Source organism: Streptomyces sp. NPDC044002 (genome assembly GCF_056434525.1).
This window is the reverse complement of sequence record NZ_JBWKEZ010000139.1, coordinates 1,963-5,255: the sequence shown is the minus strand read 5'-3', so window position 1 is coordinate 5,255 and position 3,293 is coordinate 1,963. Positions and strand designations below refer to the sequence as shown.

1 rRNA gene is annotated in these 3,293 nt (G+C 57.1%); it reads right to left on the bottom strand.

Going from position 1 to position 3,293, the window contains the following annotated elements:
- Nucleotides 1–32 precede the first annotated feature (32 nt).
- Nucleotides 33–3,151 (bottom strand): 23S ribosomal RNA (locus AC07A6_RS41190).
- Nucleotides 3,152–3,293: the final 142 nt, after the last annotated feature.

Below are 3,293 nucleotides of genomic sequence, written 5' to 3'. Positions count from 1 at the left end.
CTTCAGAACTAACACAGTGGACGCGAGCAACTGAGGACAAGCCCTCGGCCTATTAGTACCAGTCAGCTCCACCCGTTACCGGGCTTCCACATCTGGCCTATCAACCCAGTCGTCTACTGGGAGCCTTACCCTCTCAAGGAGGTGGGAATACTCATCTTGAAGCAGGCTTCCCGCTTAGATGCTTTCAGCGGTTATCCCTCCCGAACGTAGCCAACCAGCCATGCCCTTGGCAGGACAACTGGCACACCAGAGGTTCGTCCGTCCCGGTCCTCTCGTACTAGGGACAGCCCTTCTCAATATTCCTACGCGCACAGCGGATAGGGACCGAACTGTCTCACGACGTTCTAAACCCAGCTCGCGTACCGCTTTAATGGGCGAACAGCCCAACCCTTGGGACCGACTCCAGCCCCAGGATGCGACGAGCCGACATCGAGGTGCCAAACCATCCCGTCGATATGGACTCTTGGGGAAGATCAGCCTGTTATCCCCGGGGTACCTTTTATCCGTTGAGCGACGGCGCTTCCACAAGCCACCGCCGGATCACTAGTCCCGACTTTCGTCCCTGCTCGACCCGTCGGTCTCACAGTCAAGCTCCCTTGTGCACTTACACTCAACACCTGATTGCCAACCAGGCTGAGGGAACCTTTGGGCGCCTCCGTTACCCTTTGGGAGGCAACCGCCCCAGTTAAACTACCCATCAGACACTGTCCCTGATCCGGATCACGGACCGAGGTTAGACATCCAGCACGACCAGAGTGGTATTTCAACGGCGACTCCACAACCACTGGCGTGGCTGCTTCAAAGTCTCCCACCTATCCTACACAAGCCGAACCGAACACCAATATCAAACTGTAGTAAAGGTCCCGGGGTCTTTCCGTCCTGCTGCGCGAAACGAGCATCTTTACTCGTAGTGCAATTTCACCGGGCCTATGGTTGAGACAGTCGAGAAGTCGTTACGCCATTCGTGCAGGTCGGAACTTACCCGACAAGGAATTTCGCTACCTTAGGATGGTTATAGTTACCACCGCCGTTTACTGGCGCTTAAGTTCTCAGCTTCGCAACCCCGAAAGGTCACTAACCGGTCCCCTTAACGTTCCAGCACCGGGCAGGCGTCAGTCCGTATACATCGCCTTACGGCTTCGCACGGACCTGTGTTTTTAGTAAACAGTCGCTTCTCGCTGGTCTCTGCGGCCACCCCCAGCTCAGAGAGCAAGTCTCATCACCAGGAATGGCCCCCCTTCTCCCGAAGTTACGGGGGCATTTTGCCGAGTTCCTTAACCATAGTTCACCCGAACGCCTCGGTATTCTCTACCTGACCACCTGAGTCGGTTTAGGGTACGGGCCGCCATGAAACTCGCTAGAGGCTTTTCTCGACAGCATAGGATCATCCACTTCGCCACAATCGGCTCGGCATCAGGTCTCAGCCTTAACGTGTGACGGATTTGCCTACCACACGGCCTACACCCTTACCCCGGGACAACCACCGCCCGGGCTGGACTACCTTCCTGCGTCACCCCATCGCTTACCTACTACCACCTCGGGTCGCCGGCTCCACCACTTTCCTTTCCCCGAAGGGTCCGGAACGGCTTCACGGGCTTAGCATCAGAGGATTCGATATTGGGCGTTTCAAAGCGGGTACCGGAATATCAACCGGTTGTCCATCGACTACGCCTGTCGGCCTCGCCTTAGGTCCCGACTTACCCTGGGCAGATCAGCTTGACCCAGGAACCCTTAGTCAATCGGCGCACACGTTTCTCACGTGTGTATCGCTACTCATGCCTGCATTCTCACTCGTGAACCGTCCACAACTAGCTTCCGCTGCTGCTTCACCCGGCACACGACGCTCCCCTACCCATCACAGCGGGCGTTGGCCCTATTGCTGCAATGACACGACTTCGGCGGTACGCTTGAGCCCCGCTACATTGTCGGCGCGGAATCACTTGACCAGTGAGCTATTACGCACTCTTTCAAGGGTGGCTGCTTCTAAGCCAACCTCCTGGTTGTCTCTGCGACTCCACATCCTTTCCCACTTAGCGTACGCTTAGGGGCCTTAGTCGATGCTCTGGGCTGTTTCCCTCTCGACCATGGAGCTTATCCCCCACAGTCTCACTGCCGTGCTCTCACTTACCGGCATTCGGAGTTTGGCTAAGGTCAGTAACCCGGTAGGGCCCATCGCCTATCCAGTGCTCTACCTCCGGCAAGAAACACACGACGCTGCACCTAAATGCATTTCGGGGAGAACCAGCTATCACGGAGTTTGATTGGCCTTTCACCCCTAACCACAGGTCATCCCCCAGGTTTTCAACCCTGGTGGGTTCGGTCCTCCACGAAGTCTTACCTCCGCTTCAACCTGCCCATGGCTAGATCACTCCGCTTCGGGTCTAGAGCGTGCAACTCAATCGCCCTATTCGGACTCGCTTTCGCTACGGCTTCCCCACACGGGTTAACCTCGCTACACACCGCTAACTCGCAGGCTCATTCTTCAAAAGGCACGCAGTCACGAGATACAGCAAGCTGCATCCGACGCTCCCACGGCTTGTAGGCACACGGTTTCAGGTACTATTTCACTCCGCTCCCGCGGTACTTTTCACCATTCCCTCACGGTACTATCCGCTATCGGTCACCAGGGAATATTTAGGCTTAGCGGGTGGTCCCGCCAGATTCACACGGGATTTCTCGGGCCCCGTGCTACTTGGGAGATGAGCAAGCAAGCCGCTGATGTTTCGTCTACGGGGGTCTTACCCTCTACGCCGGACCTTTCGCATGTCCTTCGACTACATCAACGGTTTCTGACTCGCCCAGCCGCCGGCAGACGACTGAAGCTCATTCCCACAACCCCGCATGCGCAACCCCTGCCGGGTCTCACACGCATACGGTTTGGCCTCATCCGGTTTCGCTCGCCACTACTCCCGGAATCACGGTTGTTTTCTCTTCCTGAGGGTACTGAGATGTTTCACTTCCCCTCGTTCCCTCCACACTGCCTATGTGTTCAGCAGTGGGTGACAGCCCATGACGACTGCCGGGTTTCCCCATTCGGACACCCCCGGATCAAAGCTCAGTTGGCAGCTCCCCGGGGCCTATCGCGGCCTCTCACGTCCTTCATCGGTTCCTGGTGCCAAGGCATCCACCGTGCGCCCTTAAAAACTTGGCCACAGATGCTCGCGTCCACTGTGTAGTTCTCAAATAACGACCAGCCACCCGTCACACCCTGCCGAAGCAGACCTTTACCGGGGCCGGCACTGAAGACTGACCAAACGGCCGTGCCTTCAGGACCCAACAGCGCGCCAGGCACC